This is a genomic window from Pseudomonas sp. R43(2017), assembly GCF_002112345.1.
In the GTDB taxonomy this organism is placed as follows: Bacteria; Pseudomonadota; Gammaproteobacteria; order Pseudomonadales; family Pseudomonadaceae; genus Aquipseudomonas; species Aquipseudomonas kribbensis.
Genome location: NZ_NEHJ01000009.1, coordinates 113845 through 140026, shown reverse-complemented (window position 1 = coordinate 140026; position 26182 = coordinate 113845). Strand labels below are relative to the sequence as shown.

The following is a 26182-nucleotide window of genomic DNA, read 5'->3' as shown; positions in this document are numbered from 1 at the left end:
CATGTCCCCTGGTGGACGATGTAAAGATGAAAAGGAGCTCCAGCATAGCTAAATCCGCCTCAGAGGCGATAATGCGCCGGCCTCTTTTTATTTCAAGCCATGGAAGCCTGTCGCGATGTTCGAGATTCAACCGATCAATGCCATCACCTATCGCCAGCAGACCCGGCGCAGCACGCTGATTATCGCGGTGCTGTTCCTGGTGCTGGCGATGGCGTTTTCGACCGTGGCGGTGGCGCTGTTCGGCGAACCGGGCGGGGATAACCTGCGGTTCAATGTCGGCGGGGTGTTCGGCGCATTCCTGCTGACGGCGGCGTTGTTGCGCGGGCGTTTCTGGAACCAGACCTGGATGGCCCCGGCGGTGTACGGCTGGCGGCTCAAGCGCAGCCTGATGAGCATCACCAATGTCATGCATCAGGTGACGGCGGCGGTCGAGAAGGACGATCCGACGGCGATGAAGGTGCTGCGTTTTTACCACCTCGGACTGACGCAGATGCATGAACTGGACGGCAACTCCAGCGATCACGGGCAATTGCACCGGGAAGTCGAAGCACACAAGGCTCGGATGGAAACGCTCGGTCTGGACACCGATCAGACACGCTTCGATCCGGCCTGGATGGAAACCTTGAAGTCGCGTTAAAACGGAATGCGTGCAGCTCGGCGCAGTTGCCACTGGCGGATCAGACGTCCGTACACCAGCAGGTTGATCACCAGCACCACGCTGCCCAGTGCCAGCTGAATCTGCGGGGTCAGCCCTGCGGGGTAGATGATCGGCCAGACATAATGCTCGATGAAACCGCCGGCATACTCGGTCTGCCCGGCGGCGTGGCGCATCAGGTTTTCCCAGTAGGTCAGCGGGCAGGTCAGGTGCAACACCTCGACCATCACGCCCCAGGTGGCGGCCGGCAAATGCAGCCAGGCTACTCGGTGCCACTTAAGCACCAATAACCCGCCGAACAGCACGAACAGAATGAAGGAAAGGTGAAACAGCACCAGCCCGTCGGCGGCAAATCGATACAGCATGTCGTCTCCCTGACGCAGATGTGAATGGCTGTCATGGTACGCCGCTAAACGGTTTGGAGCTGGGCGATTTCCGGCAACTGCGCAAGATTGTTCAAGCCAGCAAAAGGCATTTGCTGGCAGAGTCCGGGGTCTTGTCTCACGGTTGAAGAGCGTTATGTCTGACTCATTAATGCCGCGCAGTGCCTTTCTTCGCGGAGCCGCGGCGATCATGCCGTTATCTCTGGCGACCGCGCCGTGGGGGCTGCTGGCCGGCTCCATGGCGATCGAAGCCAACCTCACGCCACTGCAGGGGCAGGGCTTGTCCACCATTGTGTTTGCCGGCGCTGCGCAGCTGGTGGCGATCGGCATGCTCAAGGGCGGTGCCGGGATCTTCTCGATTCTGCTGACCACGCTGCTGCTGACGTCGCAGCATTTGCTCTACGGCATGAGCATGCGCCACGTGATTTCGCCGTTGCCGGGGCGCTGGCGCATCGGCCTGGGTTTTTTGCTCACTGACGAACTGTTCGCCCTGACCAGCCAGCACGACCGTCAGCAATTCAATCGCTGGTATGCCTTGGGCGTCGGCCTGACGTTCTACATCGCCTGGAACCTCTTCACCCTGGCCGGCATTGTGCTCGGCAGCAGCATTCCGGGGCTTGAGCACCTGGGACTGGATTTCTCGATTGCCGCGACCTTTATCGCGCTGATCACGCCGGTGGTGCGCAATGTGCCGACCGTGGTCTGCGTGGCGGTGTCACTGTTCTGCTCGGTGCTGTTCAGTTACTGGCAGTGGGGTTCGGCGCTGGTGCTGTCGGGGCTGGCGGGAATGATGGCCGGGTTTATCTGCAACAAGCTGTATCGGGAGCGCACTTGATGATCTGGGCAGTGATTTTCGGCATGGGGATTCTGGTGTTCCTCAATCGCTATGTGTTTCTCGAACCGCGCCTGCCGGTGCGTTTGAGCAGCAATGCGCGGCAGTTTCTGGGTTTCGCCGTGCCGGGCATGTTGACCGCGATTTGCGGGCCGATTGTGTTCATGCCGGACAAACAGCTGAATTTGCAGTGGGACAATCCCTATTTGCTGAGTTCGTTAGTCGCCATAGCACTCGTGATCTACACGCGTAATACGCTGCTTAGCATGCTGTTGAGCATGGCGTTCTTCTTTCTGTTGCGCTGGTGGTTGTAAGTTGCCTGTCTGAATCTGTTCTACGCTGTAAGGATGACTGATGACTTATGACAGCGAGGTGAACATGGCAACCGAGCAGAATCGTCCCGAAGAAGATGAAGAACCGAGCGAAGAAGAGATCGAGCGGGAGAAACACAAGGAGCAGACCTGGAAACATGACGACAGCCGCGAGTTGTCCGATCGCGACCAGGAACGCCCGCTGAAACCCTGAACGCCACAACGAAAAAGCCCCGCGATGGCGGGGCTTTTTCGTTTCATCAAAGATCGTCCAGCTGTGTGAAATCGGGGTGCGAAGCCCGATAACCCAAGGTCTTGTCGATCCAGGCATTCAGCTCGTTGACCATCACCGGCGGGTGGCAGGGATAGTTTTGGAGAGTGGTGCGCAGGAGGCGGTCGATCTCGGGTACGTCACGCAGGTTTCGAGTCTTTATGTAGTGGGCGATAAAACAGTCGAGTTGAAAGCGTTCTGTCATGGACAGATAAATACACTCCAGGCCGTTGGCCTGTTTGATTGCAAAATCGTCGCGCAACTTAGTTCTCTGCAAGGCTTGTAAGTTTGTAGGGTATTTCCGGTTTGTTGACTCTTTGGTCAACTGGTATGCCAATAGGAAATGCGGCGCGCATGCTATCTGTAGTGTTACTAAATGTATGTATGACGATTGAAATGTCAGACAGGCGGTTGGTTTTAATCAAACGACCGATTCAATGATTGTTTCGAGTTTGAAACACTGACTGTAACGAACGGTTCTCACTTGCTGCGTGATATCAATTTGACTCACGTCTTCCGACTATTCGATAGACGTGCCGGCCCGCAAAATATTTAAGCCACTACTTCAATTAAATCCGCCCCCTGATTGCGTGAGTTGCCGACAGCTTTGCCGACTTTGTGCCATTCGAACGCTTCGCTGCCCAACCCTTCGAACAGCAACATTTGCTCGGCGCGCTCAACGGGCGTAGCCGGGTCGAGCCATTCCCGCGCGCCCTCGGCGGACAATACGATGGGCCGACGATCATGCAGATCGAGCAGGCCACCTGCGCTGTCGGCGGTGATGATCACAAAGCCGTCGTCTTCCCGTGGTTCTGATCCGGGTGTCGGAAACTGGCCGATGGCGGCGCAGAAAACCGGTTGATGATCGAGTCGATGGATCAGCCAGGGTTGGCGGCTCTTGTCCGGCCCGTCGACCCACTCGAACCAGTTGTCGACCGGCACGATCAGGCGATGACGCCAGATCGCCCGAAAGAACGGGCCGTGGACGACTTTTTCGACCCGCGCATTGATCGGTGCCGCGCGATCCCTGGCCCAGTGCGGGCGCCACCCCCAGCGCAGGTTGTCGGCGTACAAGCGTTGTTCGTGTTGATGCAGAATGGCCAGCGCGGTGGTGGGCGCCGCGTTGTAGCGCGCCAGCGGTGCATCGCCGACGTGATTGATCAGCGCATCGGGAATGCTCAGCACCGCGACGAAATCGTGGATGCCCCGGTACTGCGAGAGTCTTCCGCACATCGGCCGAACCTCCGGCGAACACTGCCTGAAGGTTCAGCTTAGTTGTGCGTATCAGTCCTTGCTGCCCTGGCCGGTGAAGGTGTCGCGCCAGGCCAGACAGCGGCGTTCGAGTGTGGCGAGCAGGCCGTCGCTGAGTTTGCCTAGCAGCGCCAGAACGATGATCGCCGCCAGCACGATGTCCGGACGCGAGGTTTCACGCCCGTCACTCAGCAGGTAGCCCAGGCCTTTGGTCGCCGCGATCAGTTCGGCCGCCACCAGAAACATCCACGCCAGACTCATGCCGCTGCGCAGCCCGGTGAACAGGCCGGGCAGGGCGGCGGGCAGCAGAATCCGCCGCACCAGTTGCAGGCGACTGAAACCATAAATGTGGCCAACCTCCACCAGTTTGCGGTCGATGTTGCGGATCGCCGCGACCACGTTGACGTACACCGGGAAGAAAGCGCCGATGGCGATCAGGACGATTTTCGAGGTCTCGTCGATGCCCAGCCACAGCAGCAACAGCGGCACCCAGGCCAGACTGGGAATCGAGCGCAGTGCGGCGAACGTCGGCTCCAGGTATGCCTCGGCCTCGCGGCTCAGGCCGACCCACGCGGCAAACATCAAGGCCAGACTCGCGCCGATGGCAAACCCGATCAGCACGCGAATCAGGCTGGCGCCGATGTGTTTCCACAGTGCTCCTTCGGCCAGATCGGTGAGGGTCATGGCGACCTCGCTCGGCGCGGGCATCTGATAGGGCGGCAGCCAGCCGACGCGCACGATGATCTCCAGCGCGATCACGATCAGCAGCGGCAGGGCCAACCCTTTAAGGCGTCGCCGCCAGAGCGGATTCAGCGGCCGGTTTTGTCGGCGCGACAGCGGCACGGCGAGGCGGGCGGGCAGGTCATTGCTCATGGAAGGGTCTCCGCTCACGACAAATCCGCGACGGACGCGGATCCGTTGTGAGCCTGATCGGTTACTGGGCGGCGGCGACTTGTTGGAAACCGGTGTCGATCAATTGATCGATGACCTGATCGACATTCACCCCACGGCGCACCAGTTCTTCGGAGACCAGAATCGGCGCGGCGGCTTTCGAGGCGAGCACATCCTTGGCGGTGAGTTGCGGGCTGCTCAGGTCGGTGCGCGACAGTTGCAGCCTGGCCACGTCCAGTGGCAGGCCGGATTCGCTGGCGAGCAATTTGGCCAATTCATCGGGATTTTTCACCGACCATTCGCGAGCCTGCTCATAGGCTTTGATCACGGTGTCGATGGTGTGCGGATGTTCCTTGGCGTATTGCTCGGTGACGCTGACCACGCCGTAGCTGTTGAAGTCGCGGTTGCGGTACAGCAGGCGCGAACCGGCCTGCACCTGGCTGGCGGCCATGTGCGGATCGAGGCCGGCCCAGGCGTCGACTTCACCTTTTTCAAGAGCGGTGCGGCCGTCCGGGTGTTGCAGGTGCACCAGCTCCACGTCGTCCTTTTTCAGGCCGGCCTGTTGCAGGCTGCGCAGGGTGAACAGGTACGGGTCGGTGCCTTTGGTGGCGGCGATTTTTTTGCCCTTGAGGTCGGCAACGGTCTGATACGGCGAGTCCTTGCGCACCACCAGTGCAGTCCACTCGGCGCGGCTGTAAACGTACACCGATTTGATCGGGCTGCCGTTGGCGCGGCTCAGCACCGCAGCAAGGCTGGCCGACGAGGCGAAATCCACGCCGCCGCTGTTGAGGTATTCCAGCGAACGGTTGCTGCCCTGGCTCAGCACCCAGCTGACCTTGCTCTGGGGCAGGGCCTTTTCCAGATAACCCAAATGTTTCAGCGCCAGGCTGACAGGGGAGTAGTAGGCATAGTCCAGATGCACTTCGGCGGGCGGGGTTTCCGCTGCGTGGGCGAGAGGTTGCAGGCTCAGGGCCACAGCGCAGGCCGCGAGCAGCGTTTTGACACGGGAAAACGGTAAACGGGATTTCATGGGCACGCTCCGGCAAGGCAACAGTTTCTTATGTCCAGAAAGATATTTTTATCGAATACTTCCTGCATGAATGGAATATTGCAGGCTCTGTGCCATATGCCCCGAGTCCCATGTTTACGGGGTTTTAATGCGATTTGTGCGCTTTGAACTGTTGCCGGGAAAACACTGTGCCGCGCCACTGTTGCCAGACAAACAGCGCTTATCGACCGTGCTGAGCTTATGCACTAATAGAATTTCAAATGCGATTTATAAGAGCGTTATGGTCTATAAAAACCCCCTTTGCAGGATTCGCCATGAAGCTCTCCCGTTTCCTACGCGCTGCGTTGACCAGCGCCTTGATTGCCTCGCCACTGACTTACGCAGCCGAACCTGTGGTCCTGCACGTCGGTGACCAGAATTACTACAACATCCGCGCTTCGGTAGAAGCGTCCGGCGTATTGAAGGGCGCGCCTTACACGGTCGACTGGAAACATTTCCAGGCCGCCGCGCCGTTGGCCGAAGCGTTACAGACCGGTTCGCTGGATCTGGGCTTTCTCGGTGATTCGGGCTTTCTGTTTCTCGCCGCGAAACAGGCGCCGGTGAAACTGATCGGCGTGTCGCGGCAGAACCCGGACACCATCGCACTGTTGGTGCCCAAGGATTCACCGGTGAAAACCATCGAGGATTTGAAGGGCAAGAAAGTCGCTTACTGGCCGGGTGCCTGGAGTCAGCAGTTGACCCTGCGGGCGCTGGAGCAGAATGGGTTGCCGGAGAATTACGTCGACTTCGTCAAACTGATGCCGATTGACGCGGCAGCGGCATTACCTCAGGGCAGCATCGATGCCTTCCCGGTGTGGGAACCGTACATTTCCCAGCAGATCGTGTTCTCCGGTGCACGGCCGATTCTGACCGCAAAAAACCTGATGCCGGGTTTGAGCGCCATCGCCGCTTCCGCGCCGTCCATCGACAGCAAGCGAGAGGCGATTACCGATTTTCTCGGGCGACTGAAACAGGCCCGGGTCTGGGTCGACAGTCACACCGATGAATACGCGGATCTGTGGGCGAAGAAAGCCAATCTCGATCAAGAGGTCTCGCGGCACTGGTTACGCCAGGCGCACATGACGGTCGGCCCGGTGGATCAACAAGCCGCTGCCGACCTGCAAGGCACTGCGGACTTCCTGTTCAAGGTCAAGGCGTTGCCGGCTCCGCTGAACACTGCGGGGATTATCGATACCTCGTTCCAGCAGGCATTGGCGCACTGAGTGAGCACCGGAACAAAACCCTGTTATCTTTATCCAACCTCGGCCCATTTCGGTGGGTCGCAGGGAGGCAGCAGCGGCGAGGGAGTTTTGCCAATCGACAATGTGACCGCAACGGTCGGGCTCAAGGCAAAACATGAAACTCTGGTTCAAGCTTTTCTGCGCTGTGGCCGTCATCACCGGGCTGGCCGGTTGCATTGCCGCTCCCATCGAACTGACCGCGCAAACTCGCTCGCGGCTGGATGCGCAGGCGCCGGTGAAGTTTCTGCTGACCTTCGATGACGGCCCCAGCGCTTCGAGTTTCTACAACCCCACCGAAACCGTGCTCGACAGCCTGAAAGACAACCCGCTGCAACCGAACATCAAAGCGGTGTTTTTCGTCCAGACTCGCGCGCCGAGGGCCGGCAACAGCGAGATCGGCCGGCGGATCATGCATCGCGAGCACGATGAAGGGCACATTCTCGGATTCCACACCGCGACGCACTGGCACACCAATCACCGTTCGCTCGACCCGCAGGAACTCGAAACCTCACTGACCAACGGCACGGCGGACATCGCAGCGATCACCGGCGCGCAGCCGATTTTGCTGCGCCCACCTTTCTGGAACTACGACAAGCGTACGTTCGCGGCCTATCAGCGACATGGTCTGCATGTATTGCTCACGGACCTGAGCGCCAACGACGGCAAGATCTGGGGCTTCAACGGCAGCCCCAGACGCCGCGCGAACATGCTGCGTCAGCTGTCGGAAGTGCGAGAGCGAATCGCCCTCGGCGAATTGCCGACGGTGGACGGGGTGATTCCGGTGGTGGTGACGTTCCATGACCTCAACCGCTATACCGCGCGACATGCCCGCGAGTATCTGCAGATCCTGCTCGACAGCGCTGCTGCCACCGGCGTGCGCCTGGCCGATAAACCGTTCTACGACGATCACGCACTGCTGGAAAAAGCGGCACTGGCGCGTACGGTGCAGAAAAGCTCGGATCCGGTGCAATTGCCGGGGATCTGGAACTGGATCTGGGGGCGCGACGCCAACTGATCGGTGTTGCGCAAGGATGTGAAGCGGTTGGCATTTTCTGCGATCGAGCGCTCGCGCAGGGTCGAAAAAGCTCATCTATGCTCAATCGATCGACCGATCTTCGCCCGCGAGGCGTCCGCCCATGCTTGCCATTGCCGACATTTGCCGCATCGTCGAGTCCGGCTTTTCGCCCCTTTACTGTGACTGCAGGGAAACGGGGCAGGGGCTGTTGCAGATCAAGGTTTACGAACCGGACAGCGGGCGGGTCGATCTGCTGCTTAACGGTGTGTCGCCGGAGCATCTGGTCACCATTCGTGACATCTCCAACTTCATCGGTGAGTTGCGCACTGAAATGAGTGCCGGGCGTCGGGCGTTCGCCGGTTGACTCACAGTCGGCGCTGAAAGGCGCGGACGATTTGCAGGGTTGCTTCACTGACACTCAGGTTCTGCACCGCATTCAACGGATGCCAGATGCAATCGATGATCTCGTTCTGTGGCCGTACTTCATCAATATTCAGTACCGACGCCTCGTAGACATGGTGGCGCGTGCCGCCAGCCTCCAGCTCCATCAGATACAGCATGCCATCGGCGAGCAGCCCGGTTTCTTCCTCAAGTTCACGCGTCGCGGCGTCGGCCCTGGTCTCGCCGGGCTCGACCTTGCCGCCCGGCAAGTTCCAGCGGCATCGGGGTTTGCGCACCAGGAGAATGTGTCGATCCTGTTCGCAGATGATGGTTGCACGTACTTTCATTTGTTACCCGATTGCCGGTTGTCATGAATCGGTCATGAAAATGCAATATTCAAGCCGTGCCTTGGTTTAGAGGCGCTTGTGATGTCAGAGTGGTCGAAAAGCGCAAAAGTGCCAGACGCTTGCCGCCGCTGTGGGGCGACGTCTGGTCGGCACACCCTGTCGCACCCGGTGTAAGGTGCAAAAGTGCAGTTGATCGATAGTCGACAGGAGGTGCCTATGAGCATGGCGATGCTGAACAAAATGCACATGAATGGCTACGACGTACTCAGCGTGAATAACGGCCCGTGGCGGGTCTGCACGCAAGGTGATCGACTGGCGTCTTTCGCCAGCCGGGAGGAAGCACTGGCGTACGCCGCTGCACTTCCGGGTTACAAAAGCCGGCCCCATGGCCGCAAGACAGGCTGAAGGCCTGCAATGAAAAAGCCCCGGATTGTCCGGGGCTTTTTGTTTGGGGTGTCAGTGGATTTTGGTTCGGCTGATGGCGCGGGCTTTCACTTCCCTGGCATAGAGTTGCAAACGTTCTTCATCGCTTTGCAGCACCTCGCAGGACCTGAGCACGCTTTGCGCATCCGCCTCGTTGCCGGACTTGCGCAACTGCTCGGCAATACGCTTGAGGTCGACCGCCGACCATCTCAGGTCAGATGCCACGCTTTGCAAGTCACGTTGAAGTTCGTGTTCGTATTCATTGAGCCGCATGATCACCTCCGGAACATTCTCGGTAGAAAATAGTAGCTGCATTTTTCGGGAGCGGGGCAAGAGGTTCTGGTCAATGAGCTGAACGGCCGTGAACAAACTGCCGTTGGTCGGAGCAATGGTTTGCCGTGACGCCAGAGAGCCCGGTTTTCGGGGGTAAAGCATTGCGCCACGATGGATGTTCAACCAGTAACAGGGTAAATTCGCGCTTTTTCAGATGAAGGATTCAATATGCGGATGTTGATCGGGGGCCTGCTGATGGCCGCGTTGGCCGGGTGTTCACTTCCGGCATCGCTGGTCCCGGGCGAGCCGAATCTCAGCAAGGTCAGTGGCAAGGCTCCCAAGGACTACGCCGCATGCGTGTTGCCGTTGTGGCAGCAGGATATTCCCAAGACTTCGCAGGTCGCGATTTCCAACGGTTACCGGATCACGGCGCCAAGCATCGTCACGGCCGACGAGATTCTCGATATCGTCAAGTACAAGGATGGCAGCCGCGTGTCGCTGTATCAGGGACCGCCGTGGGCCAAGTCCGGCTCGCTGCGCAAATCGGTACGCGATTGCCTCTGAGGACAGCACTGCCGAAATGAAAAAAGCAGAAACCGTGTGATCGGGTTCTGCTTTTTTTTGCCTGTCAGTCGGAGATGTCGGTGAGCGGGATGCCCGAGCCGGCGGTCTTCTTGTCGCGACGGTCCTGAATCCAGTTTTCCACTTGGCTATTGAACTCCGCCGGCGCTTTGCGTCCGACCTTTCTGGCGATGTCGAGAATGGTCTGCTGGGCGAGGGCTTCTTCCATGCGCTTCTGCGCAACCATCATCGCCCCGTGGATCGAACAGGTTCCGTCCACGGCCCACTCCGGCGGCGAGCCGTCAAACAGCGCGCAGCGGCCACGGATGTCGCGGCATTCGAAAATGTTCTTCGGGCCGTCGATGGCATTGACGATATCGAGCAGGGTGATCTCGTCCGCCGGGCGCGCCAGGGTAAAGCCACCGCGCACGCCGCCGGTGGCCACCACCAGTTTGCCTTTGGCCAGTTTGGTGAAGATCTTCGCCAGGTAATCCAGCGGCACCCCCTGCAGATCGGCCAGGTCGCGCACGCTCGCTTCGCGACTGTCACCGCCGCTGCCCACCAGAAACGCCAGGCAATGGATGCCGTACTCGACGCCCGCACTGTAAAGCGACATAGCTATCTCCGACTGTAGTTGTCGCAGATGTTAGCAGGGTAATGCGTGGCGGACAAATCTGATAAGTGCCTGAATCTTTGCCTTGAAACCCGTATTTGCTCGGTATGCAACGGATTCTATGGTTTCGAAATCCTCAGAAGGGGTCAGGTCAGCTATCGAATATTTCGATTCGAATGATCGGATAATCTGACTTGTTGGATGTAACGGCGACCAATACAGTCGCCGTTAACCGGTGAGCAGTGTTCAACGCTTTCAGAAACCCCAAGCGTGCCGACTCCCGATAAACGTGAATTCTTGAACCTCTTTCTACGACTTGGCTTCGGGCCTGGAGACAACAATGAAACAGCACATTCTGGTAATCGGCGCAGGTTTCGGTGGCATGTGGACGGCGCTGAGTGCGACCCGTCTGGTCGACATTCACAACCGCGACAACATCGATGTGACCGTGCTGGCGCCGCAGGCTGAGCTGCGTGTACGTCCGCGTTTCTACGAGCCGAATGCCCACACGCTGGCTGCGCCGCTGGGCGACCTGTTCGACGCGGTGGGCGTCAACTTCATCAAGGGCGCCGCGAACACCATCGACGTCAACGCCAAAACCGTGGGTTACACCGACGCCAACGGTGCCGCTCAGGTTTTCCACTACGACAAACTGGTGCTGGCTTCCGGCAGTGGTCTGGCGCTGCCGGATACCCCGGGTGTCGCAGAACACGCCTTTGACGTTGACCAGATCGAAGCCGCGATTCGCCTGGAAAACCACCTGAAATCCCTGGCCGATCAGCCTGCGAGCCAGGCGCGCAACACTGTAGTTGTGGCTGGCGGCGGCTTCACCGGCATCGAAACCGCCACGGAAATGCCGGCGCGTCTGCGGGAAGTGCTGGGCGATCAGGCTGACGTTCAAGTGATCATCGTCGACCGTGGGCAGAAAGTCGGCGCGGCCATGGGCGAGGCCATCAGCGTCTCGATTGCCGAAGCGAGCGAAGCACTGGGCGTCGAATGGCGACTGGGTGTGTCGGTGCTGTCGGTCGATGAAAACGGCGTAACCCTGTCGGACGGCCAGCGCATCGAGGCAAAAACCGTGGTCTGGACCACCGGCGTGCGCGCCAGTAGCCTGACCGAGCAGATTCCGGCCGAACGCGATCGCCAGGGCCGTCTACATGTGGATGCACACCTGAAAGTCATCGGCCAGGACGATATCTTCGCCACCGGCGACGTGGCTTATGCGGCCACTGACGATATCGGCAACTTCGCCTTGATGACTTGCCAGCACGCGATCTCCCTCGGCCGACATGCCGGCAACAACGTCGCGGCGCAGATTCTCGGTGTCGATCCGACGCCGTACAGCCAGCCGAAGTACGTGACCTGCCTCGACCTCGGTGCCTGGGGCGCGGTATACACGGAGGGTTGGGATCGTCAGGTGAAACTGGTCAAGGAGGAGGGCAAGTCGCTCAAGACCCAGATCAACACCCAGTGGATCTACCCGCCGGCCGCTGATCGTGCCATTGCGCTGGCGGCTGCGGATCCGATGATTCCGGTTGTCGCGTAACTAAGCGCAGTCCTAGAAGTCCCGCTCCCGAGCGGGATTTTTTTCGTCACCACAAATGGCTATGACTAAAAGTCATTGCCCCATGATTTTTAATGGTTACGGGTGCCCTGATGCCCGGTGTTAAAAAATCGCAAACACAGCTCATCAATAACAACCAGAGAGCGTTTGCAGCCATGTCCCGATTCTCCCTTCGCGTCTCCCCGTGTCCGTTATTGATCCCGTTGGCCATCCGGCCCGCGTGAGCTGTCGATCACCCCAAAAAATCCCTCTGCATCGCAAAGAGTAATGACTGATGAAAGAACTCGACCTGTACATCGGTGAAGGTTTCGAAGGCCCGGGCGTGAACGCCGCGCACATCAATATCCTGATCGGCCCGCGCAACGGCCCGGCGGGGCAGGCGTTCGCCAACAGTCTGGCGTCGCCGAGCCAGGGTCACTGCCCGTTCATGGTGATCGCCCAGCCGAACATTCCGGTCAAACCGATGACCCTGTACGTCAACAAGGCTGCGATCAGCAGCGACCTGCACGGCAACGCAACCTGGGGTGCTTCCCAGGCCGGTATCGCCAAGGCTGTGCTCGAAGCGCTGCTCGACGGCACGCTGCCGCCGGAAGCCGAAGACGAGTGGGCGATCGTCACCGCCAACTGGGTCAACCCGGCTTGCGATGACCTCGATGCGGTCTACCTGAACAACTACAACGCCTGCCGCACCGCGATCCGCGCCGCCCTGACCGGCAAGCCGGAAACCGCGCAGCTCAAGGATGTGGTCAACCACATCAGCAACCCTTTCTACACGCCAAAAGCCTGAGGTCCGCGCCATGCAATACATCCGTTTGGGCAACTCCGGCCTGCAAGTCTCCCGCCTGTGCCTGGGCACCATGAACATGGGCACCCCGGACTGGAAACCGTGGATCTTCAATGAAAAACAAAGCGAGCCGATCGTCGCTCACGCGCTGAACAACGGTGTGAACTTCATCGACCTGGCGGACTTCTATTCCGCCGGTGTCGGCGAAGAAGTGGTGGGGCGTATCGTCAAGCGTCTGGCCCGTCGCGAAGACCTGGTGATCACCACCAAGGTCGGCTACGGCACTCGTAACGCGATCAACGCCAGCGGCCATTCGCGCAAGCACATCATGGACAGCATCGATGCCTCGCTGAAGCGTCTGGACATGGATTACGTCGACGTGTTCATGCTGCATTACTTCGACGTGAACACCCCGGTCGAGGAAACCATGGGCGCACTGAACGACATCGTGCGTTCCGGCAAGGCCCGTTATATCGGCGTCTCGACCATGCTCACCGGTCAACTGGCGAAAATCCTCATGGCCTGCGAGCGCAACGGTTGGGTCAAGCCGATCAATATGCAGCTGCAACTGAACTGCGCCTACCGTGAAGAAGAACGCGAGATGATTCCGTTCTGTCGCGATCAGGGCATCGGCGTGTCGGTGTTCAGCCCGCTGGCACGTGGCCTGTTGACTGGTGATGTGCAATCGACCCGCAACCAGACCGACTTCTTCACCCAGCAGATGTACAGCGACGAAGTCTCGTTCGAGATCGCTCATTCGGTGCAGCGCGTGGCCCGTGCCCGTGGCGTGTCGAACGCGCAGATCGCCCAGGCCTGGGTCGCCAATCACCCGGGCGTGGATTGCATGCTGGTCGGCGCCGACACCACGGCGCAGTTCGACAGCGCACTGGCGGCATTGGAAACCAGGCTCGATGCCGAAGAGCTGCACGAGCTGGAGCGCAACTACACCCCGTGCGACGTGATCAACGATTACACCGCCGGCAAACGCATTCTGCGCACGGCCCGTCCGGGGCAGGAACGTTTCACGTTGCAGGGGGCGGTGGCATGAGCGGGTTGATTCGTCACGGCAACTTCATCGACGGTCAGTGGGGCAGCGGCGGCGCGACTTATCCGGTGCGCAATCCGGCCAATGGCGAGTTGATCACCGAGGTGCAAAAGGCTAGTGCCGAGGAAACCAATCTCGCCATCGAAGCCGCCAATCGTGCCTTGCCGGCCTGGCGCAAACTCACTGCGAAGGAGCGCAGCCAGCGTCTGAAACGCTGGAGCGATCTGATGCTCGCCAACCAGCAGGAACTGGCGACCTTGCTCAGCCGCGAACAAGGTAAACCGTTGGCCGAAGCCAAGGGCGAAGTGGTCTACGCCGCGAGTTTTCTCGAATGGTTCGGTGAAGAAGCCAAGCGTGCCTACGGCGATGTGATCCCGAGCCACAAGGCCGATGCGCGGATCATCGTGACCAAGGAAGCCATCGGCGTGGTCGCGGCCATTACTCCGTGGAACTTCCCGCTGGCGATGGTTACCCGCAAGGTCGGTCCGGCGCTGGCGGCGGGTTGCACGATGATTCTCAAACCGTCGGAAGAAACGCCGCTGTCGGCATTCGCCCTGGCGGTGCTGGCCGAGCAGGCCGGGATTCCGGCGGGTGTGTTCAACATCGTTTCCGGCGACGCGGTGGCCATCGGCGGCGCTCTGCAAGCATCCAGCGTGGTGCGCAAGCTGTCGTTCACCGGCTCGACCCGCACCGGCAAACTGCTGATGCGCCAGGCTGCCGACACCCTGAAAAAGGTCTCGCTGGAACTGGGCGGCAACGCGCCGTTCATTGTCTTCGACGATGCCGACATCGATGCGGCCGTGAAGGGCGCAATGGCCTCGAAATTCCGCAACACCGGGCAGACCTGTGTGTGCGTCAACCGCTTCTTCATTCAGGACGGCGTCTACGAAGCCTTCACCGGCAAACTCGCCGAAGCCGTGGCGGCGATGCGCGTGGGCAGTGCGCTGGACGGTGACACCGAACAAGGTCCGCTGATCAACGCCGCCGCACTGGCCAAGGTCGAAGCCCACGTGAGCGATGCGCTGGAGAAGGGCGCCACGCTGTTGTGCGGCGGTCGTCGTCATGCCCTCGGCGGCACGTTCTACGAACCGACCATCCTCACCGAAGCCAACGGCGACATGCTGATTGCTCAGGACGAAACCTTCGGCCCGGTGGCCGCATGTTTCCGCTTCAAGGACGAAGCCGAAGTGCTGGCGCGGGCCAACGACACGCCGTTCGGCTTGTCGGCGTACTTCTACAGCCGCGACATCGGCCGGGTCTGGCGCATGGCCGAAGGGCTGGACGCCGGGATGGTCGGCATCAACGAAGGGATCATCTCCACGGAGGTGGCGCCGTTCGGTGGCATCAAGGAATCGGGCCTTGGGCGTGAAGGTTCGAAGTACGGTCTGGATGACTATCTGGAGATCAAATACCTGTTGATGGGTGGCCTCTGAACCTTCACTGAAATCTCCATGTGGGAGCGGGCTTGCTCGCGAAAGCGGTGGATCAGCTGGAGCAAATGTTGACTGACACACCGCCTTCGCGAGCAAGCCCGCTCCCACAAAAAACCAGCAAGAGCTTTCCGTTTCTCCGTCAATAACAACAATTGGAGACGAACATGTCCGCTCAACCCGTAAAGATCGATGACCTGCCCATCGGGCGCTTCCATATCAAGATCGCCGGCCTGACCTTCGGCGCGCACTTTACCGACGGCTACATCCTTGGCCTGATCGGCATCGCATTCACTTTGCTCAGCCCGCAGATGCAGCTCGACGCGTTCTGGCAAGGCCTGATCGGCGCATCGGCGTTGATCGGCCTGTTTCTCGGCAGTCTGTTTTTCGGCTGGATCTCGGACAAGGTCGGCCGGCAGAAAATCTTCCTGGTCAGTTTTGTGCTGATCACGCTCGCTTCGGTGATGCAGTTCTACGTCGAAACCGCCATGAGCCTGTTCCTTTGTCGGGTGCTGATCGGCATCGGCCTGGGCGGGGATTTCAGCGTCGGTCACGCGATGCTCGCCGAGTTCGCACCGAAGAAACATCGTGGCGTGTTGCTGGGTTCGTTCAGCGTGATCTGGACCTTCGGCTACGTTGCGGCGACCTTCGTCGGCACCGCCATGCTCAGCCTCGGTGATGACGCCTGGCGCTGGATGCTGGCGTCGTCGGCGATCCCCGCTGCGCTGATTCTGATCGCACGGATCGGCACGCCAGAATCACCACGCTGGCTGGTCAATCAGGGCCGAGTGGCGGAAGCCCGTGCCATCGTCAAAAAGCATCTGGGCGACAACGTCGAGCTGGATGAAACCCGCTCCAGCGAAACCCGTTCGGGCTACGCGGTGCTGTTCAGCCGCGAATACCGCAAGCGCACGGCGTTCAACTGCCTGTTCTTCGTCTGCATCGTCATGCCGTACTTTGCGATCTACACCTTCCTGCCGTCGATCCTGCAGAAGATGGGCCTGGCCGAAGGCTTCGGCACCGAGCTGATGCTCAATATGCTGCTGATCCTCGGCGCGTTGATCGGCATCTGGTGCACGATCAAATTCACCCGGCGCGGGTTCCTGATCAACTCGTTCATCATTCTGGCGGTGGCGTTGTTTCTGCTGGCGGTGTTGCCGGGCAGTGCGGCGTGGCTGATGGTGCTGGTGTTCGGTGTGTTCACTCTGGTGCTGTCGGCGGTGAGCAATCTGGTGGGCGTGTTCCCGGCGGAGAGCTTCCCGACGGAAGTGCGGGCCAGCGGGATCGGCCTGGCGACGGCGGTGAGTCGTCTGGGTTCGGCGGTCAGTACGTTCCTGTTGCCGGTGAGTGTGGCGGGGATTGGCTTGAGTCCGACCATGGGCATTCTTGCGGCGATCCTGGCGATCGGTGCGTTGCTGTCGTGGGCCTGGGCCCCGGAGACCAAGTCGTTGACGTTGAGCCAGGCGTGCAAGGCGCAGAGCCCGGTGGAAGTCGGGACAGGGGTGGTCGGGAAAGTCGCCACGCCCGTCTGATGAGTGCAGGTCAGGGGTTGCTGACAACCCCTAGCCACTCGGTAAACAGCTTCACCTTCGACAACCCCTGCTTGTCATTCGCCACATCCAGCCAATACCCATAAGGGCCGATCACCTCAATCGGGGTGATCGGCAGCAGGCTGCCGTTGGCCAGTTCCTTTTCGATCATCTGCCGGTCGATCACTGCCAGGCCGCCACCTGCCAGGGCGGTGTGGATCACCTGGTCCAGGGTGCTGAATTCCAGCCCTTGCCCGGCCTTGATGTCATCCCGGCCCATGGCCGCCAGCCAGTTCTCCCAGACCTTCAAACGCTTGCCGTCGTGCAGGATGTGCAGCAGCGGAAACTGCCGCAGGTCCGGTGGCTGATCACCGTTGAACAGTTCCGGGCTGGCCACCGCGATGTGCCGTTCCATCACCAGCAACTGACTGACGCAGTGCGGCGCTGCCGCGAGGCCGAAGCGGATGTGGCAATCGACTTCCGTGAGGCTGTCGTGGCCGATCTGGTTGGTGACGCTGAGGTTGATGTCCGGGTAGCGCTGGCAGAACGCGCGCAGGTGTGGCGACAGCCAGCGCGTGGCCCAGGTCGGCGGTGCGAGCACTTTCAAACGCTGGCGCAGATTGGGTACGCGCACCGCTTGCAAGGAGCGTTCGATGTGGTCGAAGGCTTCAGCCAGATGCGGGGAAAGATTGCTGCCGGCTTCGGTCAGCGACAGGCCTTGAGGCGTGCGCACGAACAGCGCCACGCCGAGGTAGTCTTCAAGCTGTTTGATCTGGCGACTGACTGCGCCCTGGGTGACGTTCAACCCGATGGCGGCCTGACTGAAACTGCGATGACGGGCGACTTCTTCGAACACGCGCAGGGTGTTGAGCGAGGGCAGTTGACGCATGGAGGCGGGACTCCAGACCGGGCGGTTTATTGTTGTTTTGAGAGGGGCCTATCTGACTATTGGTGATGGGCGGATGCAAGTGTTGTTTGAGCAGACGCCATCGCGAGCAAGCTCGCTCCCACAGGATCTGTGTACGACTCAAATCCACTGTGGGAGCGAGCTTGCTCGCGATAGCAATTTGAAGGGCGAAAACGAAGCTGGATCAGAAGTAGTAACCGACGTTCACATATAACTGGTTTTCCCACTGATCCAGCCCGCCCGCGCCAAGGCTCTGGGTGTAGCTGCTGCCTCCGATGTACGGATCGTTTTTGCCGAACAGCCATTCCGTGGCCACCCACAATTTACTCACGGAAAACGAGGTACCGAGGATCATCCGCTCGGACGTCTTGAACCCGCTGGCGGACTTGTCGAATGCGCTGTAGTTGGCGTAGAGCTTGACCCCGCTGATCTGGTCGAACAGGTATTTGCCGCCGACGTCGTAACTCAGGTCGGCCACATACAGATTGCCGCGACTGGCGACGTTGTAAGTGCCGTCGTAACCGCCGAGGGTCACCACTTCATCACTGCCGGGATTGCGCGGTGACATCTGCTGCCGCGCCGCCTGCAACTGCACGCCCCACGGGCCGTTCTTGCCCATGTAGTGCACGGCCACGGCGTTGCGTCGGCCATCGTTGTTGGTGTCCTTGTTCTCGAGGCTCGAAGTCAGGCCGGAGATCCCGACTTCGGATTTCCACGACCCCAGATCCATCGCCTTGGCGACCCGCAGCACCACCGTGTTGCGTTCCTGGTTGTTGCTGCCGTCGGCCACGTAGCTGTCGGCTTCGGACACCACGCTCGAATACGTCACCCCTTTGCTGGTGCCTTTGCCTTGCCAGGCCGGGCGCAAGTAGTAGCCGGCCTGGATGTTCCAGTCGCCGCTTTGCTGGATGTACTTGGTGCCGATCTGTTGCACGTCTTCAAGGCCGATGACGTTTCCCAGGGTTTCGTAGAAGGTGCTGCCGAAGTATGGCTGCAAACCGAACGGCACGGTGTTCAGGCCCACTTGTACTTGCTGGTCGGGATTGAACTTGTAGCCGACCCACGCGAACTTGGCGAAGCGGATATCGCCGTAGTTTTTGGTGTACTGGTACGGGTAGGAGCGGCCGTAGAAGCGGTATTGCGCTTCACCGATCCACGAGTCGGAGTTGTACTTGGCGCTGAGGAGTACCGTGTCGAGGCCGAACTTCTGGATGTCGCGATCGGGGTCCACGTCCCAACGGGCACGAATGGCGCCGCCAAGGTCGAGATTGTCGGTGACCTGGACCGCCATGGCCGGGGCGGCAATGCTGCAGAACAGAGCGATGGAGGTGGTGCGCAGGCGCAAAGATGCAGGGAAGGGCATGGAGCGGCTCTCGATTGTTTTTATTAGAGATGCCGCGCAGTTTTGCCATCCGCCCGCTGCAGAACAAACGATAAAAACGTCAGGGAAACCTGCATCGAATGCATGTTACTCGGAAAATCCTGTAGGACAATTCGCAAATGTCGTGGGATGCTTCGCACCTTGTCTGTGGTTTTCGAGTGCCTTGTATGAAACGCAAAATGCCCGGTCTGAATGCACTCAAAGCATTCGAAGTGGCCGGCAGCACCGGCAGCTTCACCCGCGCCGCCGAGTTGCTCAACGTCACCCAGAGCGCGGTCAGCCGTCAGGTGCGGCAACTGGAAGAGCAGCTCGGCGAGAGCCTGCTGGAGCGCCGCCATCACCATCTCGAACTGACCGGCGCCGGCAAGATTCTGCTGCGGGCGCTGCATCAGTCGTTCGACAAGATCGAGCTGACCGTGCGCAGCATCCAGCAGAAAACCCACGCCAATCGCCTGCACATCAATGCGCCGCCCACCTTCACCAGCCGCTGGTTGATGCCGCGCCTGGGGCGCCTGCGCGAGCAGCATCCGGAGCTGGAACTGAGCATCACCACCCGCTTGCAGGACAGTCTTGCGGAAACCAGCACCCTCGATTGCGCGATCCGTTTTGGCGACGGCGAGTGGGACGGGCTCGACAGTTCGCTGCTGATTCAGGAACGGCATATCGCCGTGTGCGCGCCGACCCTGTATGCACGGGAGGGCGGCGATCAGGGCATCGACCTCAATCGCCTGACCCTGCTGCATGTGCTGGCCCGGGAGGATCAGCGCTACCTGACCTGGAAACACTGGCTCGACGCGGCGCGCATCAGCGGGGTCGATACCCAGGGCGGTTATGAATTCGACCTGCTGGACCTGGCCATTCAGGCGGCGGTCGATGGTCTGGGGATCACCATTGCCGACTGGCACATGGTCGCCTCGGAACTGGCCAGCGGGCAGTTGACCCAAGTGCACAACGTGCATGTGGAAGGGCACCAGTCCTACTGGCTGGTGACCCGCCCGGAACAGACGCAGATGCCGCAATTGCAGGCCTTCAGTCAGTGGTTGCAGGAAGAGATCTGGCTGGCGCAGCGCCAGCTTGAGCCTTCGAAGGCGATTTTCTGAGTAACGTGCTTTTTTCGAATGTTTGATCGCCGGATAAATCGTTTGTTGAACCCGCTGTCGATGACAAGACTGGCGGCATCGATAAAAACAAACGATGGGCGATGCACATGCGAGTCGAGCGAAATTTTGTTAACGGCCACTTCATCGAGCCGGCCAGCGCGGCGCTGATCGCGGTCTACAACCCGGCCACCGAAGCGTTGATCGGCCAGGTGTCGGCCGCCACTGCCGAAGAGGCCACGGCGGCCGTCGATGCCGCCGCAGCGGCGCAGAAAGTCTGGGGCAAACTCACCAGCATCGAGCGCGCCGAACACCTGCGAGCGTTTGCGGCGGCCCTTGAAGATTGCGCCGACGCCATCGGCGCCGCCCTGGCCGCCGAGTCCGGCAAAAGCCATAGCGACGCCAGCAACGAAGCCCGCTATGCCGCGCAGATCACCCGTTACCACGCCGAATGGGCGCGCCGCATCGAAGGCGAGATCATTCCCAGCGACAGCCCCGACGAAAACCTGTTCCTGCACCGCGAGCCGATTGGCGTCGTCGCGTGCCTGATTCCGTTCAACTACCCGGTCTACACCTTACTGCGCAAAATCGCTCCGGCGCTGATTGCCGGCAATACCGTGGTGGTGCGCCCGAGCAACAACACCCCAACCTCGGCGTTCGAAATCGCCAAAGCCGTGGAGCAATCGGGCATGCCGGCCGGCGTAATCAATATCCTGACCATGGATCACGCCACCGCCGCAGCGGTTTGCACCCATAAAGCCGTGGGCCTGATCACCCTGACCGGCAGCGTCAACGCCGGGCGCATCGTCCTCGACTATTGCAAGGCCAACATCGCCAAGCCGTCGCTGGAACTGGGCGGCAAGACCCCGGCAATCATCGAGGCCGACGCCGATCTTGAAGCGGCCGCGAGCGCGATCATCGCCTCCAAGACCACTCATTGCGGCCAGTTGTGTACGGCGGTGGAGCGGGTCTATGTGCAGGAAAGCGTCTACGACCGTTTCCTCGCGCTGCTCAAAGCGAAAATCGCTGCCGTGAAGTTCGGCGACCGCGCCACGGACGCGAGCCTGATGGGCCCGCTGGTCAACGCCAGTTCGCAGAAGAACATTCACGCCATGGTCGAGCGCGCGATTGCCGACGGCGCCGTCCTCGAAAGTGGCGGTGTACTGCCCGAGGGGGCGGGGCATTTCTACCCGCCAACGCTGCTGAGCGGCTGCCGTCAGGACATGGAAATCGTCCAGGAAGAAATCTTCGGCCCGGTGCTGCCGGTGCTCAAGTACCGCGACATCGACGAAGCGCTGGCCATGGCCAACGACCACCAGTTCGGCCTGTCGTCGGTGCTGTACACCGAGAACTATCGCACTGCGCAGAAAGTCGCCAACGCCATCGAAGCCGGCGAGTTGTACGTCAATCGCACCCCGGCCGACCCGTACCAGGGCTACCACGCTGGCTGGAAACGCTCGGGCCTGGGCGGCGATGACGGCAAGCACGGCATGCTCGAATTCACCCAGACCCGTCTCGTGGTCATGAAGTACTGATCCACCGCCTCACGCCTCACGCTACACCTATAAAAACAATTATTAGGGGCGCCCGGAGCACGGGTCGCCCGAGGTCACTTCAATGTCCAAGCATGCATCCTCTGCTGCCGCTGTTCAGGGTTCCGATTCGGCTTCGAAAAGCCGCAGCGACAAGGGAAGTCGCTATTTCCAACTGATGTTGCTGGTGCTCGCCGCCGGTGCAATCTACCCGATTCTGTACCTGCGCCAGGTCTACCAGACCACCATGCTCGAGGTGTTCCAGATCAGCCACAGCGAGCTGGGTTATCTGTACTCGATGCTGGGGACGATTTTCCTGCTCAGCTACTTGCCGAGCGGCTGGCTGGCCGACCGTATCGCGCCGCGTTTCCTGATCTTCTTCTCGCTGGTGGCAACCGGCGCGCTGGGCCTGTGGTACTCGACGGCGCCGTCGATGACCGGGCTGATGATCATCTTCGGTTGCTGGGGGCTGACCACCGGCCTGACGTTCTGGGCCTCGGTGCTCAAGCGGGTGAAGATGATTGCCCATCACACCGAGCAGGGCCGTTTCTTCGGCATTCTCGATGGCGGTCGCGGGCTGGTTGAAGCGCTGCTGGCAACAGTTGCGCTGGCGTTTTTCGCCTTCGCTACCGAAACCCGTGGCGAGTCCACCGCCGAAGGTTTCAAACACGTGGTTTACCTCTACGCCTTCACCTGTATCGCCATCGGCTGTGTGCTGGTGCTGATCAAGGACCCGAAGTCGATGGAGGACACGCCGCCGGTGGAGAAGGGCAAGTTCAACCTGTTCACGGATCTGGCGACCCTGGTGAAGATCCCTGAACTGTGGCTGGTCACCGCGATCGTGTTCTGCGGTTACCACATCTTCTGGGCCACCTACAGCTTCTCGGACTACCTGCAAGGCAGCGGTCTGACCGCCGTCATGGCCGGCACCATCACCACCATCAAACTGTGGATGCGCCCGATCGGCGGCATTGGTGGCGGTTGGCTGGGGGACAAGTTTTCGAACATCTCGGTGCTGATCGTTGCGCTGTTGCTGGCGAGTCTGGCAATCGTCGGCCTGATTGTGTTCCCGGCACTCAACAGCATGGGGCTGCTGATCGCGACAGTGATTTTCATCGGCCTGATGACCTACGCAATTCGCGGTCTGTACTGGGCGATCCTCGACAGCTGCAACATTCCGCTGCGCATCACCGGACTGGCCATCGGCATCGTCTCGGTGGTCGGTTACATGCCGGATGCGTTCATCCCGTTGATCAACGGCTACCTCACTGAACATTTCCCCGGCGCCCTCGGCTACAAGCTCTATTTCGGCTACATCGCCACTATCGGTCTGATCGGCACTCTGGCTGCCGTGACCCTGCGTGCCCGGATCAACAAAAAATCTTCGTATAAAACAGGTGCCTGAGATGAAAATCGTCGCCCTTGAAACCCATATCGTCGCCGTACCGCCACCGCACATCGGCGGCATGTACTGGCTGTTCGTCAAGCTCAAGACCGACTGCGGCATCGAAGGCGTCGGCGAAATCTACGCCGCGACCTTCGGCCCCAAAGCCATGCTGCCGATCATCGAAGACGTGTTCGAACGCTACCTGTTGAATCAGGATCCGCACCACATCGAACGCTTCTTCCGCCAGGCCTATTCGAGCGGTTTCACCCAGCGTCCCGACCTGACCATGATGGGCGTGGTCAGCGGTCTGGAAATGGCCTGCTGGGACATCATCGGCAAGGCTGCGAACAAGCCGGTCTACGAACTGCTCGGTGGCAAGGTTCACGAACGCCTGCGTTCCTACACCTACCTGTACCCGGTCAACAGCCGTGGCGAGTACGACTACGACGATCCGGATCTGGCGGCCGAGTGCGCCATTGAGAACATGAACAAAGGCTTCACCGCCGTGAAGTTCGACCCGGCCGGACCGTACACCGCGTATTCCGGGCACCAGATCTCGCTGGAAGTGCTGGAACGCTGCGAAACCTTCTGCCGCAAGATCCGCGAAGCGGTGGGCAACAAGTGCGACCTGCTGTTCGGCACCCACGGGCAAATGGTGCCGTCATCGGCGATTCGCCTGGCCAAACGCCTGGAAAAGTACGACCCGCTGTGGTTCGAAGAACCGGTGCCGCCGGGCCAGGAAGAGGCCATGGCGCAAGTCGCGGCCAAGACCAGCATTCCGATTGCCACTGGTGAGCGCCTGACCACCAAGTACGAATTCTTCAAGCTGTTGCAGGCCGGCGGTGCGTCGATTCTGCAGATGAACGTGGCGCGCTGCGGCGGCCTGCTCGAAGGCAAGAAGATCGCCAGCATGGCCGAAGCCTATTACGCGCAAATCGCCCCGCATCTGTACAACGGGCCGATTGGCGCAGCGGCGAGTTTCCAGCTCGCGGCCTGCACGCCGAACTTCCTGATCCAGGAAAGCATCGAGACCTGGGGCGGCTTCCACGCCGAGGTCCTGAAAAAGCCGTTGCAGTGGGAGGACGGCTACATCATCCCGTCCACCGAGCCGGGCCTGGGCGTGGAGCTGAACATGGACGTGGTGCGCAAGCATTCGCCGTACACCGGTGAGCGTCTGCACCTGCAAATGGCCCCGACCCCGGCCGACGTCAAAGACACATCGCCGGCCAAGGGCTGACGGGATTTCCCCGCCCGGCAACGGGCGGGTTCGATAAAAAGACTTACGCGGTAACCGTGCATGACATACGACTACATCATCGCTGGCGCAGGCGCCGCTGGCTGCGTCCTGGCCAACCGGCTCTCGGCCTCGGGCCAACACACGGTGCTGCTGCTGGAGGCGGGCGGCAAGGACAGTTCCCTGTGGTTCAAGATCCCGGTCGGCTTCGCCAAAATGTATTACAACCCGACCTTCAACTGGATGTACTACAGCCAGCCGCAGAAGCAGTTGGGCAATCGCGAAATCTACGCCCCGCGCGGCAAGGTCCAGGGCGGTTCGGGCTCGATCAACGCGATGATCTACGTACGTGGTCAGGCCCATGATTTCAACGACTGGGCGGCCAACGGCAACGACGGCTGGGGCTTCAAGGATGTGCTGCCGTACTTCCGAAAACTGGAAAACCACCCACTGGGCGACAGCGAATACCACGGCGGCAGCGGCCCGATCAGCATCACCCCGATGGCCGGCCAGACCCACCCGATCTGCGACGTGTTCCTCAAGGGCTGCGATGAACTCGGTTACCCGCGCAGCGACGATTTCAACGGTCCGAAATTCGAAGGCGCAGGCATCTACGATGTCAACACCCGCAATGGCCAACGCAGCTCCAGCAGCTTCGCCCATCTGCATCCGGCATTGAGCCGGCCGAACCTGACGGTCGAGCACTACGCGCTGGTCGACCGGGTGCTGTTCGATGAAGGCCAACAGCGCGCCACCGGCATTTCCATCACCCAGCATGGCGTGGTGCGGACCTTTACGGCACGCAAGGAAGTGATCCTGTGCGCAGGCGCCGTTGATACGCCGAAGATCCTGCAACTGTCCGGTGTGGCGGATCGTGCATTGTTGGAAAAGCATCAGATTCCGTTGGTCAAACACCTGCCGGCCGTGGGGCAGAACCTGCAGGATCACCTGTGCGTCAGCTACTACTACAAGGCCAATATTCCGACGTTGAACGATGAGCTCAGCTCGCTGTTCGGCCAGTTCAAACTCGGCGTGAAATACCTGCTGACCCGCAAGGGCGCGCTGGCGATGAGCGTCAATCAGGCGGGCGGTTTCTTCCGGGGTAACTCGGAGCAGAGCCATCCGAACTTGCAGCTGTACTTCAATCCGCTGTCGTACCAGATTCCGAAAAACAACAAGGCCAGCCTCAAGCCCGAGCCGTATTCAGGCTTTCTGCTGTGCTTCAACCCGTGCCGCCCGACCAGTCGCGGGCACATCGAGATTGCTTCGAAAAATCCGCGTGATGCCGCGTTGATCGACCCGAACTACCTGAGCACGCAGAAGGACATCGACGAGGTCATCCAGGGCAGTCGCCTGATGCGCAAGATCATGGGCGCTCCGGCGCTGAAGGGCATCACGGTTGATGAAGTCTTGCCGGGGCCGGCGGTGGAAACCGACGAGCAGATGCTCCAGTACTTCCGTGACAACTGCGGCTCGATCTATCACCTGTGCGGTTCATGCGCGATGGGTGCGGATGAGCAGACTTCGGTGGTCGACAAGCGCCTCAAGGTGCATGGCCTAAACGGGCTGCGGATCGTCGATGCGTCGATCTTCCCCAACGTGACATCGGGCAACACCCATGCGGCGGTGCTGATGGTGGCGGAGAAGGGCGCGGATCTGATTCTGCAGGATGCGTAATGCGCGGTGACAGTTGATCGCGGGCGTTTTTCCCGCGTGCACTAGGCTTTGAATGCCGGCCCATTACGGGCCGGCATTGCTGTTTCTGGAGGATTGTTTTTTTTGATTCAAGGAGTGAC

28 protein-coding genes and 2 pseudogenes are annotated in these 26182 nt (G+C 60.3%); 19 read left to right on the top strand and 11 right to left on the bottom strand.

Annotated features, from left to right (window positions below; all coding sequences use genetic code 11):
• The first annotated feature begins 115 nt into the window (after positions 1 to 115).
• Entirely contained in the window at positions 116 to 637 is a 522-nt protein-coding gene (locus tag CAG02_RS24020) for a DUF3087 domain-containing protein (RefSeq protein ID WP_085711404.1), read from the top strand.
• Here CAG02_RS24020 and CAG02_RS24015 read toward each other — a convergent pair.
• Positions 634 to 1020, bottom strand: coding sequence for a DUF2784 domain-containing protein (locus CAG02_RS24015; RefSeq protein WP_085711403.1), 387 nt, complete (start codon positions 1018 to 1020; stop codon positions 634 to 636). The two genes, CAG02_RS24020 and CAG02_RS24015, sit on opposite strands and share 4 nt — an antisense overlap.
• 154 nt (positions 1021 to 1174) lie before the next feature.
• Between CAG02_RS24015 and CAG02_RS24010 the strand changes: the two genes are divergently transcribed.
• Genes CAG02_RS24010 through CAG02_RS29860 form a run of 3 tightly spaced genes read left to right on the top strand, consistent with a single transcriptional unit; the run spans position 1175 to position 2395 of the window.
• Positions 1175 to 1873: an AzlC family ABC transporter permease gene (locus CAG02_RS24010; protein ID WP_085711402.1), complete on the top strand. Its 699-nt coding sequence runs from the start codon at positions 1175 to 1177 to the stop codon at positions 1871 to 1873.
• Positions 1873 to 2184: an AzlD domain-containing protein gene (locus CAG02_RS24005; protein ID WP_139831893.1), complete on the top strand. Its 312-nt coding sequence runs from the start codon at positions 1873 to 1875 to the stop codon at positions 2182 to 2184. The genes CAG02_RS24010 and CAG02_RS24005 overlap by 1 nt, the downstream gene beginning before the upstream one ends.
• A 40-nt stretch (positions 2185 to 2224) precedes the next feature.
• Positions 2225 to 2395, top strand: a complete 171-nt coding sequence (locus CAG02_RS29860) for a hypothetical protein (RefSeq protein ID WP_162803443.1) — start codon at positions 2225 to 2227, stop codon at positions 2393 to 2395.
• A 46-nt stretch (positions 2396 to 2441) separates the two neighbouring features.
• On the opposite strand, the gene CAG02_RS24000 is transcribed toward CAG02_RS29860, so the two are convergent.
• From CAG02_RS24000 to CAG02_RS23985, 4 genes are all read right to left on the bottom strand, one after another.
• The gene (locus CAG02_RS24000; RefSeq protein WP_085711400.1) at positions 2442 to 2714 is read right to left on the bottom strand and encodes a hypothetical protein; all 273 of its coding nucleotides are present in this window, start codon (positions 2712 to 2714) and stop codon (positions 2442 to 2444) included.
• Between the two features lie 290 nt (positions 2715 to 3004).
• Complete coding sequence (locus CAG02_RS23995; protein WP_085711399.1) at positions 3005 to 3685, bottom strand: SOS response-associated peptidase family protein; 681 nt, start codon at positions 3683 to 3685, stop codon at positions 3005 to 3007.
• 51 nt (positions 3686 to 3736) lie between these two features.
• Positions 3737 to 4576: an ABC transporter permease gene (locus CAG02_RS23990; protein WP_085711398.1), complete on the bottom strand. Its 840-nt coding sequence runs from the start codon at positions 4574 to 4576 to the stop codon at positions 3737 to 3739.
• 61 nt (positions 4577 to 4637) lie between these two features.
• Positions 4638 to 5624 (bottom strand): aliphatic sulfonate ABC transporter substrate-binding protein, encoded by a 987-nt coding sequence (locus tag CAG02_RS23985; protein WP_085711397.1) that lies wholly within the window; start codon positions 5622 to 5624, stop codon positions 4638 to 4640.
• 239 nt (positions 5625 to 5863) lie between these two features.
• On the opposite strand from CAG02_RS23985, the pseudogene CAG02_RS23980 reads away from it, so the two are divergent.
• Positions 5864 to 6784, top strand: a pseudogene (locus tag CAG02_RS23980) (ABC transporter substrate-binding protein); the annotation flags it as partial.
• Here CAG02_RS23980 and CAG02_RS30325 read toward each other — a convergent pair.
• A pseudogene (locus tag CAG02_RS30325) lies at positions 6758 to 6865 on the bottom strand (hypothetical protein); the annotation flags it as partial. The pseudogenes CAG02_RS23980 and CAG02_RS30325 overlap by 27 nt on opposite strands.
• Before the next feature lie 133 nt (positions 6866 to 6998).
• Between CAG02_RS30325 and CAG02_RS23975 the strand changes: the two are divergent.
• Both CAG02_RS23975 and CAG02_RS23970 read left to right on the top strand, forming a co-directional pair.
• Complete coding sequence (locus CAG02_RS23975) at positions 6999 to 7898, top strand: polysaccharide deacetylase family protein (protein ID WP_085711395.1); 900 nt, start codon at positions 6999 to 7001, stop codon at positions 7896 to 7898.
• A 121-nt stretch (positions 7899 to 8019) separates the two neighbouring features.
• Complete coding sequence (locus CAG02_RS23970; RefSeq protein ID WP_085711394.1) at positions 8020 to 8262, top strand: DUF1652 domain-containing protein; 243 nt, start codon at positions 8020 to 8022, stop codon at positions 8260 to 8262.
• 1 nt (position 8263) lies between these two features.
• Here CAG02_RS23970 and CAG02_RS23965 read toward each other — a convergent pair whose 3' ends face one another.
• Positions 8264 to 8626, bottom strand: coding sequence for an NUDIX hydrolase (locus tag CAG02_RS23965; protein ID WP_085711393.1), 363 nt, complete (start codon positions 8624 to 8626; stop codon positions 8264 to 8266).
• A 216-nt stretch (positions 8627 to 8842) separates the two neighbouring features.
• Here CAG02_RS23965 and CAG02_RS23960 point away from each other — a divergent pair, with 216 nt between their 5' ends.
• Positions 8843 to 9031, top strand: a complete 189-nt coding sequence (locus CAG02_RS23960; protein WP_085711392.1) for a DUF2188 domain-containing protein — start codon at positions 8843 to 8845, stop codon at positions 9029 to 9031.
• 51 nt (positions 9032 to 9082) lie between these two features.
• Here the strand turns inward: CAG02_RS23960 and CAG02_RS23955 are convergent, their stop codons facing one another.
• The gene (locus CAG02_RS23955) at positions 9083 to 9322 is read right to left on the bottom strand and encodes a hypothetical protein (protein WP_085711391.1); all 240 of its coding nucleotides are present in this window, start codon (positions 9320 to 9322) and stop codon (positions 9083 to 9085) included.
• Positions 9323 to 9550: 228 nt separating this feature from the next.
• Between CAG02_RS23955 and CAG02_RS23950 the strand changes: the two genes are divergently transcribed.
• Positions 9551 to 9886, top strand: a complete 336-nt coding sequence (locus CAG02_RS23950; RefSeq protein ID WP_065259781.1) for a hypothetical protein — start codon at positions 9551 to 9553, stop codon at positions 9884 to 9886.
• 64 nt (positions 9887 to 9950) lie between these two features.
• Here the strand turns inward: CAG02_RS23950 and CAG02_RS23945 are convergent, their stop codons facing one another.
• Positions 9951 to 10499, bottom strand: coding sequence for an Rrf2 family transcriptional regulator (locus tag CAG02_RS23945; protein WP_085711390.1), 549 nt, complete (start codon positions 10497 to 10499; stop codon positions 9951 to 9953).
• Positions 10500 to 10836: 337 nt separating this feature from the next.
• Here CAG02_RS23945 and CAG02_RS23940 point away from each other — a divergent pair, with 337 nt between their 5' ends.
• The 5 genes from CAG02_RS23940 (at position 10837) to CAG02_RS23920 (ending at position 16851) form a co-directional block, all read left to right on the top strand.
• Positions 10837 to 12042 carry an NAD(P)/FAD-dependent oxidoreductase gene (locus CAG02_RS23940; protein ID WP_085711389.1) on the top strand — a complete coding sequence of 402 codons (1206 nt, stop codon included), beginning with the start codon at positions 10837 to 10839 and terminating at the stop codon, positions 12040 to 12042.
• Positions 12043 to 12334: 292 nt separating this feature from the next.
• Positions 12335 to 12847 (top strand): formaldehyde-activating enzyme, encoded by a 513-nt coding sequence (gene fae, locus CAG02_RS23935; RefSeq protein ID WP_007950493.1) that lies wholly within the window; start codon positions 12335 to 12337, stop codon positions 12845 to 12847.
• A gap of 10 nt (positions 12848 to 12857) precedes the next feature.
• Positions 12858 to 13892, top strand: a complete 1035-nt coding sequence (locus CAG02_RS23930; RefSeq protein WP_085711388.1) for an aldo/keto reductase — start codon at positions 12858 to 12860, stop codon at positions 13890 to 13892.
• Positions 13889 to 15322 carry an NAD-dependent succinate-semialdehyde dehydrogenase gene (locus CAG02_RS23925; RefSeq protein ID WP_085711387.1) on the top strand — a complete coding sequence of 478 codons (1434 nt, stop codon included), beginning with the start codon at positions 13889 to 13891 and terminating at the stop codon, positions 15320 to 15322. Before CAG02_RS23930 ends, CAG02_RS23925 begins: the two co-directional genes overlap by 4 nt.
• A 164-nt stretch (positions 15323 to 15486) precedes the next feature.
• Complete coding sequence (locus CAG02_RS23920) at positions 15487 to 16851, top strand: MFS transporter (RefSeq protein WP_085711386.1); 1365 nt, start codon at positions 15487 to 15489, stop codon at positions 16849 to 16851.
• A 10-nt stretch (positions 16852 to 16861) separates the two neighbouring features.
• On the opposite strand, the gene CAG02_RS23915 is transcribed toward CAG02_RS23920, so the two are convergent.
• A complete protein-coding gene (locus CAG02_RS23915; protein WP_085711385.1) occupies positions 16862 to 17737 on the bottom strand; it encodes a LysR substrate-binding domain-containing protein in 876 nt (291 codons plus the stop codon).
• 202 nt (positions 17738 to 17939) lie between these two features.
• Positions 17940 to 19118, bottom strand: a complete 1179-nt coding sequence (locus CAG02_RS23910; protein ID WP_085711384.1) for a hypothetical protein — start codon at positions 19116 to 19118, stop codon at positions 17940 to 17942.
• A gap of 185 nt (positions 19119 to 19303) precedes the next feature.
• Here CAG02_RS23910 and CAG02_RS23905 point away from each other — a divergent pair, with 185 nt between their 5' ends.
• The 5 genes from CAG02_RS23905 to CAG02_RS23885 all read left to right on the top strand — a co-directional run bounded on the left by CAG02_RS23905 (position 19304) and on the right by CAG02_RS23885 (position 26063).
• Positions 19304 to 20236, top strand: coding sequence for a LysR substrate-binding domain-containing protein (locus tag CAG02_RS23905; protein ID WP_085711383.1), 933 nt, complete (start codon positions 19304 to 19306; stop codon positions 20234 to 20236).
• Between the two features lie 107 nt (positions 20237 to 20343).
• Positions 20344 to 21768, top strand: coding sequence for an aldehyde dehydrogenase (aldA, locus tag CAG02_RS23900; protein WP_085711608.1), 1425 nt, complete (start codon positions 20344 to 20346; stop codon positions 21766 to 21768).
• Positions 21769 to 21850: 82 nt separating this feature from the next.
• Entirely contained in the window at positions 21851 to 23170 is a 1320-nt protein-coding gene (locus CAG02_RS23895) for a nitrate/nitrite transporter (protein WP_085711382.1), read from the top strand.
• A gap of 1 nt (position 23171) precedes the next feature.
• Positions 23172 to 24389, top strand: a complete 1218-nt coding sequence (locus CAG02_RS23890; protein ID WP_007950483.1) for a mandelate racemase/muconate lactonizing enzyme family protein — start codon at positions 23172 to 23174, stop codon at positions 24387 to 24389.
• A gap of 60 nt (positions 24390 to 24449) precedes the next feature.
• Entirely contained in the window at positions 24450 to 26063 is a 1614-nt protein-coding gene (locus tag CAG02_RS23885) for a GMC family oxidoreductase (protein ID WP_085711381.1), read from the top strand.
• The last annotated feature ends 119 nt before the right edge of the window (positions 26064 to 26182 follow it).

Coding starts and splice junctions, on each gene's coding strand:
- CAG02_RS23905 (WP_085711383.1), top strand. CDS start 19,304: ATGAAACGCAAAATGCCCGGTCTGAATGCACTCAAAGCATTCGAAGTG.
- CAG02_RS23885 (WP_085711381.1), top strand. CDS start 24,450: ATGACATACGACTACATCATCGCTGGCGCAGGCGCCGCTGGCTGCGTC.
- CAG02_RS23965 (WP_085711393.1), bottom strand. CDS start 8,626: ATGAAAGTACGTGCAACCATCATCTGCGAACAGGATCGACACATTCTC.
- CAG02_RS23990 (WP_085711398.1), bottom strand. CDS start 4,576: ATGAGCAATGACCTGCCCGCCCGCCTCGCCGTGCCGCTGTCGCGCCGA.
- CAG02_RS23955 (WP_085711391.1), bottom strand. CDS start 9,322: ATGCGGCTCAATGAATACGAACACGAACTTCAACGTGACTTGCAAAGC.
- CAG02_RS24010 (WP_085711402.1), top strand. CDS start 1,175: ATGTCTGACTCATTAATGCCGCGCAGTGCCTTTCTTCGCGGAGCCGCG.
- CAG02_RS23985 (WP_085711397.1), bottom strand. CDS start 5,624: ATGAAATCCCGTTTACCGTTTTCCCGTGTCAAAACGCTGCTCGCGGCC.
- CAG02_RS23925 (WP_085711387.1), top strand. CDS start 13,889: ATGAGCGGGTTGATTCGTCACGGCAACTTCATCGACGGTCAGTGGGGC.
- CAG02_RS23910 (WP_085711384.1), bottom strand. CDS start 19,118: ATGCCCTTCCCTGCATCTTTGCGCCTGCGCACCACCTCCATCGCTCTG.
- CAG02_RS23890 (WP_007950483.1), top strand. CDS start 23,172: ATGAAAATCGTCGCCCTTGAAACCCATATCGTCGCCGTACCGCCACCG.
- CAG02_RS23940 (WP_085711389.1), top strand. CDS start 10,837: ATGAAACAGCACATTCTGGTAATCGGCGCAGGTTTCGGTGGCATGTGG.
- CAG02_RS23975 (WP_085711395.1), top strand. CDS start 6,999: ATGAAACTCTGGTTCAAGCTTTTCTGCGCTGTGGCCGTCATCACCGGG.
- CAG02_RS23950 (WP_065259781.1), top strand. CDS start 9,551: ATGCGGATGTTGATCGGGGGCCTGCTGATGGCCGCGTTGGCCGGGTGT.
- CAG02_RS23960 (WP_085711392.1), top strand. CDS start 8,843: ATGAGCATGGCGATGCTGAACAAAATGCACATGAATGGCTACGACGTA.
- CAG02_RS29860 (WP_162803443.1), top strand. CDS start 2,225: ATGACTTATGACAGCGAGGTGAACATGGCAACCGAGCAGAATCGTCCC.
- CAG02_RS23915 (WP_085711385.1), bottom strand. CDS start 17,737: ATGCGTCAACTGCCCTCGCTCAACACCCTGCGCGTGTTCGAAGAAGTC.
- CAG02_RS23945 (WP_085711390.1), bottom strand. CDS start 10,499: ATGTCGCTTTACAGTGCGGGCGTCGAGTACGGCATCCATTGCCTGGCG.
- CAG02_RS24020 (WP_085711404.1), top strand. CDS start 116: ATGTTCGAGATTCAACCGATCAATGCCATCACCTATCGCCAGCAGACC.
- fae (WP_007950493.1), top strand. CDS start 12,335: ATGAAAGAACTCGACCTGTACATCGGTGAAGGTTTCGAAGGCCCGGGC.
- CAG02_RS23920 (WP_085711386.1), top strand. CDS start 15,487: ATGTCCGCTCAACCCGTAAAGATCGATGACCTGCCCATCGGGCGCTTC.
- CAG02_RS23995 (WP_085711399.1), bottom strand. CDS start 3,685: ATGTGCGGAAGACTCTCGCAGTACCGGGGCATCCACGATTTCGTCGCG.
- CAG02_RS23895 (WP_085711382.1), top strand. CDS start 21,851: ATGTCCAAGCATGCATCCTCTGCTGCCGCTGTTCAGGGTTCCGATTCG.
- CAG02_RS23970 (WP_085711394.1), top strand. CDS start 8,020: ATGCTTGCCATTGCCGACATTTGCCGCATCGTCGAGTCCGGCTTTTCG.
- CAG02_RS23930 (WP_085711388.1), top strand. CDS start 12,858: ATGCAATACATCCGTTTGGGCAACTCCGGCCTGCAAGTCTCCCGCCTG.
- CAG02_RS24005 (WP_139831893.1), top strand. CDS start 1,873: ATGATCTGGGCAGTGATTTTCGGCATGGGGATTCTGGTGTTCCTCAAT.
- aldA (WP_085711608.1), top strand. CDS start 20,344: ATGCGAGTCGAGCGAAATTTTGTTAACGGCCACTTCATCGAGCCGGCC.
- CAG02_RS24015 (WP_085711403.1), bottom strand. CDS start 1,020: ATGCTGTATCGATTTGCCGCCGACGGGCTGGTGCTGTTTCACCTTTCC.